This is a genomic window from Nocardia asteroides (assembly GCF_900637185.1).
Classification (GTDB): Bacteria; Actinomycetota; Actinomycetes; order Mycobacteriales; family Mycobacteriaceae; genus Nocardia; species Nocardia asteroides.
Genome location: NZ_LR134352.1, coordinates 4,432,518 through 4,447,905 on the forward strand (window position 1 = coordinate 4,432,518; position 15,388 = coordinate 4,447,905).

The window sequence follows — 15,388 nt, forward strand, 5'->3', positions numbered from 1 at the left end:
TCGGGTTCCGCCTACTCGGCGGGCTGGACCACGGTGTCCGGGTGCAGTGCCACGGTGCCGACGACATCGGGACGCCGCCAGGTCACCCGGTGCGGGATGGGTCCGTCCGGTAGCCAGGGCAGCGCGGCGACCGCGTCGCCGACCTCCCAGGTGCCGCGTTCGACGACACCGAGCGCGGCATCGATCACCATGTACTCCTGGGTCGTCTTGTGGATCGGCTGCGACTCCACCCACACCACGATCCATTCTCCCGGCTCGAAGCCGACCCTGGCCTGCACCGCGTCGATCAGATCACGGTTGTGCAGGTGACCGTCGCCGAAGTTGAAGCCGATCAGCGAGTTGCAGGCGAACTCGGCCTCGCGCACGGTCCAGCGGTCCAGCTCGGGGATGTGCTTGTACAGCAGCGAGAACAGGCCGCGGCCCTGACTGTGCATCGAGCGCCAGGCGATGGTCTGCTGCATGGTGATCTCGGCGACCGCGGGCTCGTACCCCATGGCCAGCAGCTGGTCGATCTGGTTGTCGGCGGGCCGGTGCGCGATGGTGTTCAGCTTGGCTTCGGCACCGGGCGCGAACGCCCACAGCGCCGAGGCCCAGTTGCCCGCGTACTGCCGCATGGACGGCAGGAACGACACCAGGTCCGGGCGCAGATTGCCCAGCACCGGGAAGAAGGCCAGCCCGGCGACGATCGCGATCGTGAGCCACGGCGAAGACATGTCGAAGACGCCGTAGCCGTCGGTGTTGGGGAAGCCGAGGAACAGGAACACGGTCAGGTAGGCGAACAGGATGTTCCATTCCAGCGGTACCGCCAGCGGGAAGGTCGAGGTGATGAACAGGTGGAACACCACCATCATCACCACGCCGGCCAGCGTCAGCCAGTAATTCGTGGAGAACAGCAGGACGATCGGGGTGATCACCTCGACGGTGGTACCGCCGACATGGGCCATGAACGACGCGACGCCGGACGGGCGGATGTCGTGTGGGAAGTCCCGATAGTGGGCGCGCTTGACCGACCGGAACGGCAGGGACGGGCTGTTGGACACCATCGGCGGCACCACATTGGTGAAGTGCTTGCCGAACTTGGACACCCCGGCACCGACCCACACGATCACGATCAGCAGCTTCGCCGCGATGATCATGTCGGTGAAGGGCAGGACCGCGAAGAACAACAGCGCGGGCAGGTACTGCTCGCCGCGAGCGGCGAGGAAGATCGTCTTGTCACGCAGGCCGCACAGCACATAGAGCACGATCGGGGCCACCAGCAGGGCGGGCCGCACCAGCCCGGACGTGTTGTCCGGCAAGGCTTCCAGCAGCGACGCGGTGGTCCGGCCTGGTGCGAGCAACGCGACCGCGAGCGAGGCCAGGAAACCCAGGTAGAGCGCCACGTCGAGCGTGGTGCGCGAGTCACCGGCGGTGAACGGCACCCGCCGCCAGGGCCGCAGCCGGATGCTGCCGCGCCGAGCGAAGTACAGCGCGCCGCCGGTCATCGGCTTGAACTTGCCCGCCAGCGGTCCCCACGAGCCGGCAACACCGATCGCCTCGAGCAGCACCGTCCACAGCACCAGCTTCTGGTAGACGATCGGCTCGTTCCACCATTGCCCGATGTCCCAGAACGGCCCGGTGCCGGAGGTGGCGGTCGCCACCAGGACGCCGCCGAGGATGTAGACGACGAGCAGTTTGGCGATGTAGACGGTGTGGATCATCTTCGGCGAGCCGAATCCGTATTCCGCCCAGTGCAGTGCCAGCGTCCGGACCCGTTCGCGCAGTGGTAGATCCAGAAATGTCCCGGTGTCCACCGGCGGGAAGTCTCCCGTCTTGAATCCCATGACCCGATCCCTTTCTCTCCTGCCTCCGGGCGCGCGCGACCGCGACCGAAAGGATGTCTTTCGTTCGGAATGTGGTGTGATGTGCGGTCGCTCAGGCCCGCGCGGCGAGCAGGCGCAGCTGCTTCTTGTCGATCTTGCCGACGGGGTTGCGCGGCATCTCCGCGGTGAGCACGATCGCCGCGGGCACCTTGAACGCGGCGAGTTCGGCCCGGCAGTGCTCGGCCAGTTCCGCGACGGTGACCGTGGTGTCGGGCGCGGCCACCACGTGGGCGACCGGGACCTCGCCGAGCACCGCGTCCGGCACGCCGACGACGGCGGCTTCGTGGACCGCGGGGTGCCGGTAGAGCGCGTTCTCGATCTCCTTGGGGTAGAGGTTCTCCCCGCCCCGGATGATCATGTCCTTGATCCGGTCGACCAGGACCAGGTAGCCGTCGTGGTCGAGATAGCCGACGTCGCCGGTACGCAGGCGGCCCTCGACCACCGTGCTCGCGGTTTCCTCGGGTCTGCCGAGGTAGCCGCGCATGACGGTGGGTCCGCTGATCACGACCTCGCCGGGTTCGCCCGGCTCGCACGCGGTGCCGTCGGGTGCGGAGATCGTCACCGTCTGACCGGGCAGCGGCAGGCCGACTGTGCCCGGTTTGCGTGGTCCCGCAATCGGATTGAGGGTGGAGGCGCAGGTGCCCTCCGACAGGCCGTAGCCCTCGACGATCGGGACGCCGTAGCGGCGTTCGAACCGGCCGATGAGTTCGGCCGCCATCGGGGCGGCGCCGCAGATCGCCACGCGCAGCGAGGAGGTGTCGGCCGGCTGATCCTGCGGGCGGGCGACCAGCATGGCGTAGATGGCGGGTACCGCCGAGAAGTACGTCGGCCGGACCCGGGCGACGGTGTCGAAGAATCCGGACGCGGAGAACCGGCCCGCGATGGTGGTGCGGCCGCCGGCCAGCAGGGGCGACAGCACGCTCACCACGATCCCGTTGACGTGGAACAGCGGCAGGATCAGCAGGCTGTGATCGGTCCGGTTCAGGCCGAGCGCGCTGATGACCATCGCGCACATGGCGGCGAGGTTGTCGTGACCGAGGAGCACGCCTTTGGGCCTGCCGGTGGTCCCGCTGGTGTAGATGATCAACGCCAGACCGTCGGGCTCCGGCGGCGCGACGGCCACCGGGCCGGCGGGTGTCGCCAGGGCGGCGACGTCGAGGGTCACCGCCGCGCGCCCGGGATCACCGATCACGACCCGGGCCGCGGAATCCTCGATCTGGTAGCGGATGTCGTCGTCGGTGAGTCCCGGGTTGACCGGGGTGACCGCGGCGCCGAGCCGCCACGCGGCGAACAGGGCGACCACCAGCTCCACCCGGTTGGGCAGCACCACCGCGACGACGTCGCCGGCGCGGACTCCGGCCCGGTGCAGCACCGACGCGGCGGCGCCGACCCTGGCGTCGAACTCCGCGTTCGACAGCGTGCCCGCGTCATCGCCCACGCTGGGCCCCGCGGGGTCGGCGGCGGCTCTGACCTGGGGCAATTCGGCGATGTGTCGCATGATTCCTCACCGGGTTCGTCTGTGATCTGGGTTACATACCTCAAGGTAGGGCGCGGCTTCTCCGCCGACTACGGGCCCGCAGCCCAGCGTTGCGCGCTCGTCTTGTGCCACGGGCACAAACGGCGCCGTCCCCGCCCGCGGCGCGGGTACTGTCTGCGGCCATGCCCCTGGACAACGAGCCGCTGGTGCGCGCGGTGGCGAGCCGGATCAAGGCCGACCTGGACCGGCGCACGACGACGATGACCGCCATGTTCGTCGACATCATCCCTGAGTTCCGGCACGACGACGAGGTGCTGCGGCTGATGGTGGCCAGCACCGAATCCAACCTGGTCGCGATTCTGGACATGCTCACCCTGGCGATCGGGGTGGACGACATCACCGTGCCGCCCGCCGCCGCCGAGTACGCGCGCCGTTTCGCCCAGCACGACCTGTCGCTCGAGGGACTGCTGCGCGCCTACCGGCTCGGCGAGAACATGTTCGTGCAATGGACGATGGCGCTGCTGGCCGAGCTGAACCCGCCCACCGAGGTCGCGCTGGCCACCGCGGCCCGCATCGCCGACGTGGTCAACGGCTACATCGACCGGGTGATCGAGGGCCTGATCGACATCTACGAGGACGAGCGACGCCGCTGGGACGCGCGCACCGACGCGGCGCGCGCGGCCCAGGTGCGCGCGGTGCTCGACGCCGACGATCTCGACCTCGCCTCGGCCGAGCAGATGCTGTCGGTGTCACTGCGCGGCTGGCACCAGATGGCGGTGCTGTGGACACTGCCGGGCACCCCCGACCCCGGCGCCGAGCTGCGCGCCGGAACCGGGCTGCTCGCCGACGCGACCGGCCGGACCCCGATGACCATCGAAGTGGACGACCACAGCCGCTGGGTGTGGATCGCCTCGGCGGGGCGCGCCGCTCCCGACACCGGACGGCTCGCCCACGCTCTGCGCGCCCACCCGAATCTCTCGGTGGCCCTGGGCGATCCGGCCACCGGCCTGGAGGGTTTCCGCCAGACCTTCCGCGACGCGCAGCGGGCCCGCGCTATCGCCCTGGCGACACGCGCCCGCGGCCTCACCGACTATGCCGAGGTGGCGCTGTCGGCCCTGTTCACCGACCGTGTCCCCGACGTCCAGGCGTGGGCGAGCCGGATCCTCGGCGGGCTGATGGGGGCGGACGAGACCGCGGCCCGCCTGCGCGAGACGGTCCGCGCCTTCCTCGACGCCCGCGGCAGCTACACCGACGCCGCCGCCCGCCTGCACGTCCACAAGAACACCGTGCACTACCGCGTGCGCAAGGCCGAGGAACTGCTCGGCCATCCGCTCACCGACCGCAGGCTCGATCTCGAAGTGGCCCTGCGCGTCTGCGCTCAGCTGGGCCTGCCGCGGTCGCGTCCGGGCGCACCGCCGAACGCGACCGGCGACAGCTGACGCGACGTTACGACGCGCCGACGAACACCGGGAGTTCGCGGTGTCCGTTGGAGATGAACCCGATGACCGGTGGCACCGCCGCCGGATCGACCGCGAAGCGCAGGGCCGGGAAGCGGTCGAACAGGGCGGGCAGGGCGATCGCGGCCTCGAGGCGGGCCAGCGGGGCGCCGATGCAGTGGTGGGCGCCGTGACCGAAGGCCACGTGGTCCTTCTTGATCCGGGTGACGTCGAAGGTGGCCGCGCTCGCGCCGTGCACCCGGGGGTCACGGCCCGCCGCGGCGTAGGAGGCGAGGATGGCTTCGCCCTTGGCGATACGGATGTCGCCGATCTCGATGTCGTCGACCGCGTAGCGCAGCGGCAGGTGCGCGACGGGCGATTCGTAACGCAGCGTCTCCTCGATGACATCGTCCCAGGTGGCGCGGCCCTCGCGGACGGCGGCGAGCTGCTCGGGATGGGTGAGCAGGTTGAAGATGGCCTGATCGAGCAGGTTGACGGTGGTCTCGTGGCCGGCGTTGATGACCAGCATCAGGGTGTCGACCATCTCCTTCTCGGTCAGTCGCTCCCCGTCCTCGTCGCGCGTGGAGATCAGGACGCTGGTCATGTCGTCGCCGGGATGGTCACGGCGCAACGCGACCAGGTCACCGATCAGGCCGAACATCTCGACGTAGTTGGCCTGCGCGGCTTCCGGGGAGATCTCGGTGTCGAAGAAGCGGGCGACGCAGGTGCGCAGCGCCGGCTCCATCTCGTCGGGCACACCCATCAGCTCGCAGATCACCTGGATCGGCACCGGGTAGGCGAAGGTCTCGCGCAGATCGACGCTCTCGCCCGCCGGGGTCTGCGCGATGTCGTCGAGCAGCGTGGTCACCAGCTCTTCGACGCGCGGCCGCAACGCGGCGGTCCGGCGGTGGGTGAAGGCGGGCGAGACCAGCTTGCGCAGCCGCCGGTGATCGGCGCCGTAGGCCGTGAACATGTTGTCGACCGCGACCCAGGGAAACAGCGGCCATTCGGCGCTGACCTCACCGTTGATGAACGACCCCCAGTGCTGGGCGGCGTCTTTGGATACCCGTGGGTCGGCGAGGAGTTGTTTCAGCAGCTCGGCGTCGGTCACCGACCACGCGGGCACACCCATCAATTCGACCGGCGCCACCGGCCCACGCGCGCGAATTCGCTCGTTCTCGCCCTGAATATCGATACCGGTCAGATCAAGCGCCAGTGGTTGATTACTCACAGGTGTTCTCCTACATCACATTCAATGGCGGACTGGCCGGGAAGACCACCGGCAGGGCCGCCAACGCCCGATGGAAAGGCCCAGGGCGCCAAGACAGTTCATCCTCTCGCACCGCCAAGCGCAACTCCGGCAGCGCGTCCAGGAGCTGATCCACGGCTTCCTGCGCCACCAGCGACGCCACCGATTTGGCGGGGCAGGCGTGCGGGCCGCTGCTCCACGCCAGATGCGAGCGGTTGCCGGTGCGCTCGCCGCCGATCGCGGGATCGTTGTTGCACGCCGCGAAACTGATCATCACCGGCTGATTCGCGGGCAGCCACAGATCGCCGACGGGCGTGGGATGACGCGGGTAGGAGATGGCGAAGTTCGCCATCGGCGGATCGTCGAACAGCACCTCGTCCAACGCGTCGCGGGCCGAGAGGCTGCCACCGATGACGCTGCCGGCGAAACGTTCGTCGGTCAGGATCAGCCGCAGGGTGTTGACGATGAGATTCTGCTGCGGTTCGAGACCGGCGCCGTAGATGCTGATGATGTTGTAGAGCATCTCGGTGTCGTCGAGTCCGGCGTGGTGCTGCAGCAGGCGGGTCACCATGTCGTCGCCGGGTTCGCGCCGCTTCAGTTCGATCAGGTCCATCAGGGCCGCGCTGAGCATGGTCATGCCCTGCACGGCGCCGTCGTCGACCGAGTCGAACAGCATGGCCATGCCGGTGGTCACGCGCTGGCCGATCTCGCCCGGGCAGCCCAGCATGTGGTTGAGCCCGGCGAAGACCAGCGGAAAGGCGTACTGCGAGACCAGATCCGCCGCGCCGCTCTCGCAGAAGGTGTTGATCAGCGGAATGGCTTCGCGTTCCACGATGGCGTGCAGACCGTGCAGGTCGACACCGTCGATGGCGCCGACATTGGCCTGCCGATAGCGCGCGTGCGCGACACCGGTGTTGCGCAACACGTTCGGGTACCACATCATCATCGGCTTCACCGGGCAGTCGTCGGGCACCGTGACCTCCCACGCGCGCGGGTCGGCCGGGAAGTTGTCCGGGTCGTTCAGGATCCGCACTGCCTCGCGATAGCCGATCACCAAGGTCGCCGGCACCCCGGGCGCCAGTTCCACCGGCGCGAACGCGCCGTAGCGGCGGCGTAATTCGCGGTAGCTGCGGTGTGGATCGGCGGCGAATTCGTCGGTGTACATCGGGAACCGGGGTCCCTCGAAGGTGTCGGTCGGACCGATCGTCCAGGGCATGGCGGCCGATGGTTCGGACAGGCGCGAGCTGGCCAAAGGTGTGACTCCTGACGCGAGGTGGAACACGAACGATCGCGGGTAGCGAAACGCCCACGTGTCTGTCAGGCTACGACGAGCCGTCGTGGCCACGGTCTGCGGGCAAGCACAGCGAGGCATCGCGATGCCCGCACCGGCGCCGTGTCACCGGCGTTCAGTTCGGTTCGGCCACAACGCACTCAGACCGGCGCGACGGGACGGAACTCCACGACCGCGTCGTCGCCCGCGCGAACCACACCGGCACAGGACTCCGGCACTTCGTTCCACGCGCCGGGCAGATCACCCAGCGGTTCCGAGACGACGAAACGGGTTTCGTCGCCGAGGCGGTGCAATACCTCCACCTCGGGATGCAGGGCGCGCAGGGCGGCGATCTTCGTCGAGAAGAACAGCGAACGCGACTGTCGCTCACTCGAATACCGGAAGACGTACAGGGATTTCCCGTCGGTGGTCGCCACCGTCATCTGGACCGGATATTCCACGTCATGCGCGCGGCCGACATCCTCGACGAATCCGACCGCGCGGGCGACGGCGCCGAGCGGATCGTCGACGAGCCCGAATGTCAGTGCCAGATAGAACAGAGTTTCCGAATCCGTCGACCCTTCGAGATCGGGAAACAGGGCCGGATCGATGGCGGTCACGAGATCGCGGCGGACGTCGTGGAATCCGCGCAGCGCGCCATTGTGCATCCACAGCCAGTGTCCGTGCCGGAACGGATGGCAATTGCTGCGTTGCACGGGCGTTCCGGTGGAGGCGCGAATATGCGCGAAGAACAGCGGGGTGCGAATCTGACCGGCGACCTCACGCAGATTCCGGTCGTTCCACGCCGGCTCGATACTCTTGAACACCGCGGGCTCGTCGCCCTCCCCGTACCAGCCGATCCCGAAACCGTCCCCATTGGTGGTGGTGGCGCCGAGGCGGGAATGCAGACTCTGGTCGATCAAGGAGTGCCGCGGGGTGAACAGTAATTCCCCGGCAAGAATCGGCTCCCCCGAATAGGCCATCCACCTGCACATATATCTATTGAAACAGACCGGATTGCCGATGTTAAGCGCTGATCGCACGAGCGGGCGGGCAGCCGGGATCACCCACCCGGTTCTGACCCACGCACCGCAATGTAAGGTAAGCCTACGCAAATCTGAGAGGGCTAGTCCATGCGCATCGTCTCGTTCGGCTTTCAGACCTGGGGCCGCAAGACCCTGCAGGCACTCATCGACTCCGAGCATGAGGTGGTTCTGTCGGTCACCCATCCGGCCGCGGAATCGTCCTACAAGGCGATCTGGAACGATTCGGTCGAGGAGCTGGCCCGCGAGCACGGCATCCCGGTCCATCTGACCGAGCGCGCCGACGCCGAGACGATCGAGCTGGTCAAGCGCGCCGAACCCGACGTGATCGTGGTGAACAGCTGGTACACCTGGATGCCCGCCGAGCTGTACGACCTGCCGCCGCACGGCACCTTGAACCTGCACGATTCGCTGCTGCCCAAGTTCACCGGTTTCTCCCCGGTGCTGTGGGCACTGATCAGCGGCGCCGAGGAGTTCGGCCTGACCGTGCACCGCATGGACGAGCAGCTCGACACCGGCGACATCCTGGTGCAGAAGCGCCTGCCCATCCCCGCCGGCGCCACCGGCACCGAACTCGTCCTGGCCGGCATGGAGCTGATCCCGGGCGCGGTGCACGAGGCCCTCGCCGCGCTGACCGACGGCACCGCCGTGTGGACGCCGCAGGACAAGGCCGAGCGCACCTACTTCCACAAGCGCTCCGACCGCGACAGCAGCATCGACTGGTCCTGGGACGCGGTCGACCTGGAACGCTTCGTGCGGGCGCTGTCGGCGCCGTACCCGCGCGCCTACTCGCACTACCGCGGGCAGCGCGTCGAGGTGCTCGAGGCGCGGATCTCCGAAGCGCGCTACGGCGGCACCGCCGGGCGGGTCATCGTTCAGGAGGGCGGCGGCGCCGTGGTCTGCGGCCCGCAGCCGCACCGCGGTGGCAACTACGCGCTGGTCGTCACCCGGGTCCGGACCGCCGACGGCACCGAGCACGAGGGCGCGGAGTTCTTCGGCCGCGGTGGCTATCTGACCGTCGACCCGGCCTGAGTCCGCAACACCCGCAGGTGGCCACCCGCAGCGGTGGCCACCAGTTCGTCCTACCCCGAGTTCCCGAGGCACCATGACGCACCCTGATCCGGCCCCTGCTCTCCGACCGCTCACCGCAGCCCAACGTGAGGTGTGGTTCGCGCAGCAGCTGCTCGGACCGGTGCCGCTGACCGTGGCCCAGTACGTGGACCTGCGCGGGCCCCTCGACCTGGAGATCTACCAGCGCGCGGCCCGCGCCGCCGCCCACGATCTCGGCGCCTACCTGCGGTTCACCACCGTCGACGGCGAGCCGGGGCAGATCGCCGATCCCGGCCTCGACGACCGGATCGCGGTCCGGGACTGCTCGGGCGAACCCGATCCGGCGGCCGCGGCGCTGGCATGGATGCGCGCCGATCAGTGCACGCCGTTCGACCTGGCCGTCGATTCACCCATCGTGACCACCGTGCTGCGGCTGAGCGACCAGCGGCATCTGGTGTACACGCGCGCCCATCACCTGGCGCTCGACGGCTACGGCGCGATCCGGTTGCAGCAGCTGCTGGCTCAGCACTACGAGGCCGCGCTGGCCGGGACCGAACTGTCCTCGACGGCGGTGGATTCCACGGCCGTCCTGGCCGAGGCGGAGCAGACGTATCGGGCGTCGCGGCGCTACGCGACCGATCAGGAGTACTGGCGCGGGCAGCTCGCCGACCTCGCCGCACCGGTGAGCCTGGCGACACGCGCCGGCGATCCGGACCCGCTGCCGATCCACGCCCGTGCCGAACTCCCCGACGCGCTGGTCGCCCGGCTGCGCGAGCGCGGCGACTTTCCGGGCAACACCGTCGTGCTCGTCGCTGCGTTCGCGGCGTTCCTCGGCAGGCTCACCGACGCCGATCCGGTGACGCTGAGCTTGCCGGTCACCGGGCGCACCGTGGCCGCGCTGCGCGCCTGCGGCGGCATGACCTCCAATATCGTGCCGTTGACCTGCGCGGGCGACACCGTCGGCGGCATCGTCGCCAGCGCCCGCGCCGGGATGAGCGGCGCGCTGCGTCATCAGCGCTATCGCGGCGCCGACATGGTCCGCGACAGCGGGCGGCAGGCACGGTCGCTGAGCTTCGGTCCCGCGGTCAACATCATGAACTTCCACGCCGAGCAGGTGCTGGGTCCGGCGCGCGGCCGCATCCACCTGCTCTCGACCGGACCGGTCGAGGATCTCGCGCTCAATGTGTACCCGGTCGACGATTCCCGGCTGCGCGTCGAGTTCGAGGCCAATCGCCATCGCTACACCGAGGCGGAGGTCACCGGGCATCTGGACCGGTTCGTCGGCTTCCTCACCGCCTTCGCCGCGGCGGCCGACGAGGTCCCGATCGCCGACCTGCCGGTGCTCACCCCCGCCGAACGGGAACTGCTGGTGCCGTGGCGCGGCCCGCAGGCGCGGACCGCGGCGACGCTGAGCGAGCTGATCGCGGCCGCGGTCGCCGAGAATCCCGACGGCACGGCCGTCGTCTACGACGACAAGCGCTGGACCTACCGCGAATTCGACGCGTGGACCGACCACCTCGCCGACACGTTGCAGGCGGCGGGCGCCGGCCCGGAGACGCTGGTCGCGATGGTCATGGAACGCTCGGCCGCGTCGGTGGGCGCCGTCTGGGCCATCGCCAAGACCGGCGCCGGGTTCGTGCCGATCGACGCCGCCTACCCGGCCGAGCGCATCGCCCACATCCTGGGCGACTGCGGCGCCACGGTGGGTGTCACCACGCTCGCGCAGCGCTCGGATCTGCCGGACTCGGTGGACTGGACGTTCGTCGACGTCGCCGGGCCCGCCGCCGAGGCCACCGCGCCGCGTGCCCCGTTGCCCCGGGCCGCTATCCGCCCCGAAAACCCGGCCTACCTCATCTACACCTCCGGCTCGACCGGTGTGCCCAAGGGCGTGCTGGTGACCCACGGCGGCCTGGCGAACCTGGCTGCCGAACGCCGTGACCGCTACGCGCTGCGTCCGGGCGCACGCACCCTGCACCACGCCTCCCCCGGCTTCGACATGGCGGTCGGCGAGATCCTGTGCGGCCTGGCCGGGGCGGCGACGCTGGTCGTGGCGCCGCGGTATGTGATGGCCGGACCCGATCTGGCCCAGCTGATCCGGCGCGAACGGCTCACCAACGCCATCATCACCCCGGCGGTGCTCGCGACCCTGGATCCCGAGACACTGCCGGACCTGAAGGTCCTCGGCGTCGGCGGGGAGGCGATCCGTCCCGACCTGGTCTCCGCGTGGTCGCGAACCCGGTTGATGCGCAACGGATACGGCCCCACCGAGGCCACCGACATCGCGACCATCGCCGAGCTCGAGCCGGACCGTGCCGTCACGATCGGCGCGCCCCTGCGCGGGTTCCACGCGCTGGTCCTGGACGCCCGGTTGCGGCCGGTGCCGCCCGGGGTGATCGGCGAGCTCTACATCGGTGGACCCGCGCTGGCTCGCGGCTATCACGGCAAGCGCGCGCTCACCGCGGCCCGGTTCGTCGCCGACCCGTTCGGTCCGCCCAACGGCCGGGTGTACCGCACCGGTGACCTGGTCACCATCACCGCGGGCCCCCAGCCCGAACTGATCTACCACGGCCGCAGCGACTTCCAGATCAAGGTGCGTGGGCATCGCATCGAGCCGGGCGAGATCGAGACCGCGCTCACCGGGCTGCCCGGCGTCGACCGTGCCGCCGTCACCGCGCACGAGGACGCGCGCGGCACCCACCTGGTGGCCTATCTGGTCCCGGACGGGCCCCTGGATGTGGCATCGGTGCGCGCCCAGATCGCCGACACCCTGCCGCCGTATCTGCGCCCGGCCGCCTATCTCGTCCTGGACACGCTGCCGTTGACGCCGAACGGCAAGCTCGATAGCCGTCGGCTGCCCGCGCCGGTGTTCGGCAACAACGGTGCCCGCGCCGCCACCACACCGGCGGAGCTGACCGTCGCGGCGGCCGTGGCCGAGGTGCTCGCGATCGACGCGCCCTGCGCCGACGACGACTTCTTCGATCTGGGCGGCACCTCGCTCACCGCCACCGCGCTGGCGGCTCGCCTCGGCGTCGATGTCCGCACGGTTTTCGACGCGCCGACGATCGCGGCGCTGGCCGGACGACTGGGCGATCCCGACCGTGCCGGCATCGCCGACCCGGTGGCGGGACCGCGGCCCGACCAGCTGGCGCCCGCGCCCGCCCAGCTGCGGATGTGGCTGCTGAATCAGCTGTACCGGGACTCCTCGGCCTATCACCTGCCGATCGCGCTGCGCCTGTCGGGCCCGCTCGACGAGGCGGCGCTGGCCGCCGCGGCCCGGGATGTGCTGGAGCGCCACGAAGTCCTGCGCACGGTCTATCCCGACAGTGGAAGCGGACCTCAGCTGCGCATCCTCCCGGCCGACGACGCCCTGGCGGACACCCCGCTCGTCGCGATCCCCCTCACGCAGGCCGAACTCGACGCCGAACTCGCGGTAGCCATCGGCGCGCCCTTCGACGTCACCACCGACGCGCCCATCCGGCTCGCGCTGTGGCGGCTCGGCGACGACGAGCATGTGCTGGCGCTGGTGGCCCATCACATCGCCGCCGACGGCCTCTCGCACGGCCCGCTCGTCGCCGACCTGTCCGCCGCCTACACCGCGCGGGCCGCGGGCCGGGCGCCGCAGTGGGACGCGCTGCCGCTGCAATACGCCGACTACACCGTGTGGCAGCACACCCGCCTCGGTGACCGGCGCGACCCGCGGTCACCGGCCGCGCGCCAGCTCGCGCACTGGGTGCGGGCCCTCGGGGACGCACCCGCCCGGGTCCCCCTGCCGACCGACCGGACCCGTGCTCGCGGTGCCGGACGACCCGGCGGCGGCGAAGGCGGGCGGGTGGATTTCGCGATCGGCGCCGAAACCGCCGCCGCACTCGCCGGGCTGGCCCGGCAGCACGACGCGACACCGTTCATGGCCGGTTACGCCGCCTTCACCGTGCTCCTCGGTCACCTCGCCGGGTCCGCCGACGTCACGATCGGCACGCCGGTGGCCGGTCGCGGTCATCCCGCGCTGGACCGCCTGGTCGGCATGTTCGTCAACACGCTGCCGCTGCGGCTGAGCGTCGACGCGCGGGAGAGCTTCACCGCCGTCCTGGCACGCGCGCGGGAGGTCACCCTCGCCGCCCTCGGCAATGCCGACGTGCCGTTCGACCACATCGTGGAGGCGGTCAACCCGCCGCGCGACGACACCGCGCACCCACTGTTCGAGGCCGTGTTCTCCTACGAGAACCTGCCCGCCGTGCCCTCGCTGCGCCTGGGCGAGCTCGACGTGAGCACCCTCGACATCCCTTGGCAGACAACCCATTTCGACCTCACGCTCACCTTGCGTGAACAGCCGGAGACGGGTGGTCTGGCAGCGAGCTTCCAGTACGCCACCGACCTCTACGACCCGGCCACGGTGCAGGGCTTCGCGACCCGGTTCCACGACATCCTCGCCGCGATCGTCACGCGTCCGGAGGCCACACTCGAACAACTGTGCGCCGGCTTCGACGCACCGGAACGGGCCATCGACCACACCACTCAGACCGTGGCCCCGACGGCCGAATCCACCGAACCCGCCACTGTGCGCGAACTCGCCGTTGCCCGCGTGTTCGCCGAAGTGCTCGACCGCGACTCGGTCGGGGTCGACGAGAACTTCTTCACCCTCGGCGGCACCTCGCTGCTGGTGTTCACCCTGCGCGCCGAACTGCGCGACCAGCTCGGCATCGACGCCGACCCGCGCACCCTGTTCGAGGCCCCGACACCGCGCGCGGTGACCGCGGCGGTCTCGGTGGAGTCGCTGGCCGCCGACGAGGCGCAGTGGATCGCGACGCTCACCGCCGACGCGGCACTGGATCCGGCCATCACCGTGCCCGCCGGGTTCACCCCAGCCCCGACCGACCCGGGCGCGATCCTGCTCACCGGCGCCACCGGTTTCGTCGGCATCCACCTGCTGCGCGAACTGCTCGACCGCACCTCCGCGCACATCTGGTGCCTGGTGCGCGCCGACGGCGCCGAGGGCGTCTACCGCAGGCTCGGCGCGACACTGGAACGCTACGGACTCGACCGCGACGGGCTCGACCGGGTCGTCGCCGTCCCCGGTGACCTGGCCGCGCCCCGGTTCGGCCTCACCGACGAGGCGTGGACCGAGCTGGCCGAGCACATCGAGGTGATCTACCACAACGGTGCCCGCGTCAACCATCTCGAGTCCTACGCGACCCTGCGCGCGGCGAATATCGCCGGGACCGTGGACATTCTGCGGCTGGCGGTGGACACCCGGGTCAAGACCCTGCACTACGTGTCCACGGTGTCGGCCGCGGTTGCCGCCGGACACACCGGCGTGGTCACCGAAGACACCGCGATCACCGTGGACGAGGTGCCACGCAACGGATACCTGGCCACCAAGTGGGTGGCCGAACAGCTCGTCGTGGCCGCGGCCGAACGCGGCCTTCCGGTCGCCGTGCACCGGCCCGGCCTGGTCGCCGGCGCCACCGGCAGCGGCGCGAACAGCACCGACGACGCGTTCTGGACCCTCATCCGGTCGGCCGCGCACCTGGGTGTCGCGCCCGACATCGAGGGTGCCGATGTCACCCTGGCGCCGGTGGACTACGTGGCCCGCGCCCTGGTCGCCCTGGCCACCCACCGGCAGCCGCGCGGGGAGGTCTACCACCTCGTCAACAGCGCGCCGACCGGCGTCGGCGACATCCTGAACACCCTGCGCCGCAGTGGTTTCCCGATCGAGATCGTCCCGGTCGAGGTCGCCGCCGAACGTTTGACCGGCCGCCTGGCCCAGCACGCCGACCTGATGCGCGCTGCCCTGATCGCCGAGAACTACCTCACCGGCGGCGGCGACGCCCTGCTGGTCGACGACACCGGCACCCGCGCCGTCCTCGCCGACATCGGCGTGCAGTGCCCGCGCATCGACGACACCGTCCTCACCCGCTATGTGGACGGATTCATCGCCGCGGGGCTGCTTCCCGCTCCGGTGAGCTGACCGGCGGGGCCTAGTCGCCGCGCTTCGCCCACCAGC

The 15,388-nt window shown here is 70.2% G+C and carries 8 protein-coding genes; 3 read left to right on the forward strand and 5 right to left on the reverse strand.

What is annotated here, in order from left to right:
• Positions 1-11: 11 nt before the first annotated feature.
• Complete coding sequence (locus EL493_RS20775; RefSeq protein WP_019047251.1) at positions 12-1,823, reverse strand: DUF3556 domain-containing protein; 1,812 nt, start codon at positions 1,821-1,823, stop codon at positions 12-14.
• Positions 1,824-1,914: 91 nt separating this feature from the next.
• Positions 1,915-3,360 (reverse strand): class I adenylate-forming enzyme family protein, encoded by a 1,446-nt coding sequence (locus tag EL493_RS20780; RefSeq protein ID WP_019047252.1) that lies wholly within the window; start codon positions 3,358-3,360, stop codon positions 1,915-1,917.
• Positions 3,361-3,521: 161 nt separating this feature from the next.
• Between EL493_RS20780 and EL493_RS20785 the strand changes: the two genes are divergently transcribed.
• Positions 3,522-4,778: a PucR family transcriptional regulator gene (locus EL493_RS20785; RefSeq protein WP_019047253.1), complete on the forward strand. Its 1,257-nt coding sequence runs from the start codon at positions 3,522-3,524 to the stop codon at positions 4,776-4,778.
• 7 nt (positions 4,779-4,785) lie between these two features.
• Here the strand turns inward: EL493_RS20785 and EL493_RS20790 are convergent, their stop codons facing one another.
• The 3 genes from EL493_RS20790 to EL493_RS20800 all read right to left on the reverse strand — a co-directional run bounded on the left by EL493_RS20790 (position 4,786) and on the right by EL493_RS20800 (position 8,277).
• A complete protein-coding gene (locus tag EL493_RS20790; protein ID WP_022566845.1) occupies positions 4,786-6,006 on the reverse strand; it encodes a cytochrome P450 family protein in 1,221 nt (406 codons plus the stop codon).
• Between the two features lie 10 nt (positions 6,007-6,016).
• Positions 6,017-7,240: a cytochrome P450 gene (locus EL493_RS20795; protein WP_051719500.1), complete on the reverse strand. Its 1,224-nt coding sequence runs from the start codon at positions 7,238-7,240 to the stop codon at positions 6,017-6,019.
• A 215-nt stretch (positions 7,241-7,455) separates the two neighbouring features.
• Positions 7,456-8,277 carry a class II glutamine amidotransferase gene (locus EL493_RS20800; RefSeq protein WP_019047256.1) on the reverse strand — a complete coding sequence of 274 codons (822 nt, stop codon included), beginning with the start codon at positions 8,275-8,277 and terminating at the stop codon, positions 7,456-7,458.
• A 150-nt stretch (positions 8,278-8,427) separates the two neighbouring features.
• Here EL493_RS20800 and EL493_RS20805 point away from each other — a divergent pair, with 150 nt between their 5' ends.
• Together EL493_RS20805 and EL493_RS20810 are read left to right on the forward strand one after the other, a co-directional pair.
• Entirely contained in the window at positions 8,428-9,369 is a 942-nt protein-coding gene (locus tag EL493_RS20805; protein WP_019047257.1) for a methionyl-tRNA formyltransferase, read from the forward strand.
• A gap of 130 nt (positions 9,370-9,499) precedes the next feature.
• A complete protein-coding gene (locus EL493_RS20810) occupies positions 9,500-15,352 on the forward strand; it encodes a non-ribosomal peptide synthetase (RefSeq protein WP_019047258.1) in 5,853 nt (1,950 codons plus the stop codon).
• Positions 15,353-15,388 lie beyond the last annotated feature (36 nt).

Bases quoted from the DNA above. Each gene is read 5' to 3' on its own strand.
- EL493_RS20775 (WP_019047251.1), bottom strand. From the start codon at position 1,823: ATGGGATTCAAGACGGGAGACTTCCCGCCGGTGGACACCGGGACATTT.
- EL493_RS20780 (WP_019047252.1), bottom strand. From the start codon at position 3,360: ATGCGACACATCGCCGAATTGCCCCAGGTCAGAGCCGCCGCCGACCCC.
- EL493_RS20785 (WP_019047253.1), top strand. From the start codon at position 3,522: ATGCCCCTGGACAACGAGCCGCTGGTGCGCGCGGTGGCGAGCCGGATC.
- EL493_RS20795 (WP_051719500.1), bottom strand. From the start codon at position 7,240: ATGCCCTGGACGATCGGTCCGACCGACACCTTCGAGGGACCCCGGTTC.
- EL493_RS20800 (WP_019047256.1), bottom strand. From the start codon at position 8,277: ATGGCCTATTCGGGGGAGCCGATTCTTGCCGGGGAATTACTGTTCACC.
- EL493_RS20805 (WP_019047257.1), top strand. From the start codon at position 8,428: ATGCGCATCGTCTCGTTCGGCTTTCAGACCTGGGGCCGCAAGACCCTG.